This is a genomic window from Pseudoalteromonas sp. SWYJ118, from assembly GCF_015864505.1.
Taxonomy (GTDB): domain Bacteria; phylum Pseudomonadota; class Gammaproteobacteria; order Enterobacterales; family Alteromonadaceae; genus Pseudoalteromonas; species Pseudoalteromonas arctica.
The window spans coordinates 1-3774 of record NZ_JADYXC010000052.1 but is presented as its reverse complement, the minus strand read 5'-3'; the positions used below and the strand labels follow the sequence as shown (position 1 = coordinate 3774).

Below are 3774 nucleotides of genomic sequence, written 5' to 3'. Positions count from 1 at the left end.
AATTTTATTGCTGCAGAATACGTTGCGCGTTTTAATTTCGTCATTTTTTCACCCAAATTTGTATGCTTATTAGCATAACATTTCTTTCTTAATGGGTGGCCAAAATCACTGTACCACTACAACTGCCTTCTTCTAGAAAGTAAATCACTCATCAAGCGCATCTGCTCTGGCTTTAAAGAAGAGAGTGGTGGCTTTATTGCTTCACCAAAATGAGCGATGAGTTGCGCATCAAGTTTATCTGTTTTTGCTTTTTGGCCAATAGCGCCTGCGAAACGTTTAATATTAACGGGATTAGCAACAACGAAAGGGATATTCGCTTGAGCACACGCCATAATAAAGGGGTGTTCAAGGCGCCCAGTTGCTTCAATAGTAACACGCGTTATTGGGTGCTTTTTTAGTGTTTTTATAGCGTGTTTAATGCCGCCGTCATTGTTTTCTACGGTGAAATATATATCTAAAGGTCGGATGTAAATATCGAGTTGAGTTTTACCTGTATCGACACCGACGTTAATTTCATTTTGATTATTGAGTGTATTCATAATAAGCTGACTCTGCCTTGCGATTCGGGCTCGAGGCCCCGTTGACTATCCGAGTTTAATGCTTGGAGTTTATACAGCGTTCTTTCTTGTTATCGGTCTCTCAATAGAGGAGCCTTCAATCAATCGAACTACTGTATAAAAGGCTTTGGTTGCAGCCAAAGCTTGGGCCTCACATTACCCGAACTTGGTTAAAGTATTAATTAATTTATGGGTTTATTATCCATACAAGTCAATTTAAACGGAACTAAAACAGTGTGCCATGTTTCGTTCCTCAACAAGTTTGGCACACAATTTTAGTCCGCTTAATGTGGGCGTTTGAGGCTGTAGAATTACTCATTTTTAAGAAAAACAGCCTGTTTTATGGGTTCCAAATGCATTACCTAATGCTTTAAAAACGCTTAGAGTTAACTACAGGAGCTCGCTTTTTTAATTGAATTTGGCTGTTGGAGTTATTCTACAGTCTCGTTATGTGCCTATGCTTTGGCTCTTCTATATATGGGAATATTTATGAATATTAAAATTAAATTTTCGGTACTATCGTTATTTACTATGTTAAGTTTTTCGTCATCAGCTAGTTCTAGTGATTATGCTGGGACTGCTCATGTAATTAAAGGTGAGGCTGAAGTCAACGTTTCAACGTTATTTACCTGTAAAAACGGACGTTCACGTCCGTCTCCAGTCGGCATTAAAAAATATGATAATATTGAATATCTTGTTCCTGCAAAGGTTCAATATGAACAAAAGAATTTTGCCACAGACCTTTATAATGAATGCTCGAAGGTAACCCCAAAATCTTTATCTGAGGTTAACTTGTCGTCCGTACCTATCATAGAAGTAGATAAAGATGGGGAAGTTATTACAGGGTACATATTTGCAGATAATTACTTTGAATTATTTATAAACGGTAAGTTAATAGCCGTGGATCCTATACCTTTTACTCCTTTTAATTCCAATATCGTGAAATTTAAAGTTAAAAAGCCATATGATATAGCAATCAAAGTTGTTGATTGGGAAGAAAATTCAGGCTTGGGTAGTGAAGATAACCGTGGTAAACGTTTTCACCCTGGAGACGGTGGCTTTATTGCAAGCTTCTCAGATGGTACGAAAACCAATTCTAAATGGTCAGCTCAAACTTTTTATACCTCTCCTGTTTATGATCTGAAGTGTGCTAAAGAAATAGGAGATCAGCGTTTAACAACAAAATGCAGTACCAATGGTGCGGATAAGTATATTGAGACCTATTCGTTACATTGGGATATCCCAGTAAATTGGAAATTAAACGAAAGTTACTTATCTTGGCCAAATTCAGTGGAATTTACGGAAGATGAAATTGGTGTTAATAATAAGAAAGCTTATATGAATTTCCAAGAACAGTTCTCAGGTTCTGGTGCTTCATTTATTTGGTCAAGCAATCTTGTTTTAGATAACCTTGTATTATTCAGGTATCGAGTTAAATAAGGCACATAACAAGTGACTATGGTGTCAATTCCTAATTTCAAGCCATTTTAGGATCCCACATGACACCATCTCTCACCATAGAATTTATGATTACTATAAGCTTTCTTATACAGGCAATAATAGCCACTTTTTTAGGTTTCCCTGCCGCGACTAGCCGATGATAAATAGCTTTAAATTTAGGGTTACATTGGATAGCTGACATCATTGCCATATACATTGCGGTTCTAATTTTCGGTCGTCCACCTCGTATCATCCGTTTACCCTGATAAGCACCACTTTCTCGATTAAATGGTGCTACACCAACTAGTGATGCAGCCTCTTTATTGTTTACACACCCAAGCTCAGGCATGTCACTAAAAAGAATATAAACAAGACACCCACTCTAAATTTTGCGCTTTTCGAAGTTAAAGACTAGCCTTTGTTTAGTGCAAAAAACAAGCAGAGTGTCTTATGGCAATCGCAAGAAAGCGTCAAGTAAGTTTGGTTGATACAAAGTACTACCACTGTATTTCACGTTGTGTACGCCGTGCATTTTTATGTGGCGAAGACCGTTTTACAGGCAAGTCTTACGAGCATCGTAGAGGTTGGGTTGAAGACAAACTGCTTGAGTTAGCTAAAGTGTTTTGTATTGATGTATGTGCTTATGCCGTAATGAGTAATCATACCCATTTAGTACTGTATGTTGATGATAAGAAAGCGAATAGGCTGAATGATAAAGCGATTGTTATTCGCTGGCATAAACTCTGTAAAGGCACAGTGTTAACGCAAAAATATGTACAGGGTGAAAAGCTAAGTAAAGTTGAACTCATCTTTTTTAATCAAACAGTAAAGGAATATCGAGAGCGCCTATCAAGTATTAGCTGGTTTATGCGGTTGTTAAATGAAGATATTGCTCGCAGAGCAAATAAGGAAGATAACTGTACTGGCAGGTTTTGGGAGGGTCGATTTAGCTCACAAGCACTGCTTGATGAAGCCGCACTTGCCGCCTGTATGGCGTATGTAGATTTAAACCCCATTAGAGCCAAGATGGCTAAAACGCCAGAAGAGTCAGACCATACCAGCGCTCAAGTACGCTTAATATGCGCAAAAGAAGGCAAGCAGCCAAAACAACTCCTTCGTTTTGCAGGGATGCCACGTCAAATAATGCCAAAAGGGCTGCCGTTTGAGCTTAAATCGTACCTTGAACTTGTTGAATTAACAGGACGTTGCATACGAGAAGACAAGCGAGGGTATATTGAAAGTACACATTTGTCTTTACTGGAAAGGGTGAATATATCTCCAGAAAACTGGTTAAAGCTTACAACCCAATTTACGCGCGTATTTCGTGGTGCAGTGGGCAGGCCAGCCTCACAAGAAGCTTATTGTGAAAACTTAAAGCGAAAGCGGCGAGCGAATATCAGTAACTGCGAAAAGCTACTGGCATAAAACGTAAACTACTCAGTAAAACTATTCAATAATAAATTACAACTGCACCATGCAGTCATTTTCATGCGTGCAATTTAGATTAAGAGCGCTAATGACTTATTTGATGGATGAAATGAAAATAACCTGTCGATAAAAGATATATTATTAACCTACAAATTAAATTTAATGGCAACATTTTGTTTGTTCAATTAAAGTGGCTGTCTAGTTTATCTGGTTATTTAAAAGACTGTGAAACGTGCCCGCTACAGCAGCAATGCATGCGAAAGCCACCCATTAAAACGGGGCGACAAGTACAGTTTATAAATAATGAATCACGCAAAAAGCTGAGCTATGTAGACAAAATGAAAGTAAA

Annotated in this window: 2 protein-coding genes and 3 pseudogenes; 3 read left to right on the top strand and 2 right to left on the bottom strand. The window is 38.1% G+C overall.

Annotation, left to right across the window (positions count from 1 at the left end; genetic code table 11):
- Positions 1-119: 119 nt before the first annotated feature.
- Positions 120-539, bottom strand: a pseudogene (locus I6F48_RS21045) (IS110 family transposase); the annotation flags it as partial.
- A gap of 507 nt (positions 540-1046) precedes the next feature.
- Between I6F48_RS21045 and I6F48_RS21040 the strand changes: the two are divergent.
- The gene (locus tag I6F48_RS21040) at positions 1047-1997 is read left to right on the top strand and encodes a hypothetical protein (RefSeq protein ID WP_165729605.1); all 951 of its coding nucleotides are present in this window, start codon (positions 1047-1049) and stop codon (positions 1995-1997) included.
- Positions 1998-2034: 37 nt separating this feature from the next.
- On the opposite strand, the pseudogene I6F48_RS21035 reads toward I6F48_RS21040, so the two are convergent.
- Positions 2035-2358, bottom strand: a pseudogene (locus I6F48_RS21035) (transposase); the annotation flags it as partial.
- Between the two features lie 89 nt (positions 2359-2447).
- On the opposite strand from I6F48_RS21035, the gene I6F48_RS21030 reads away from it, so the two are divergent.
- Positions 2448-3422, top strand: a complete 975-nt coding sequence (locus tag I6F48_RS21030) for a transposase (RefSeq protein ID WP_197120235.1) — start codon at positions 2448-2450, stop codon at positions 3420-3422.
- Between the two features lie 212 nt (positions 3423-3634).
- Positions 3635-3774: pseudogene (locus I6F48_RS21570) on the top strand (transposase); the annotation flags it as partial.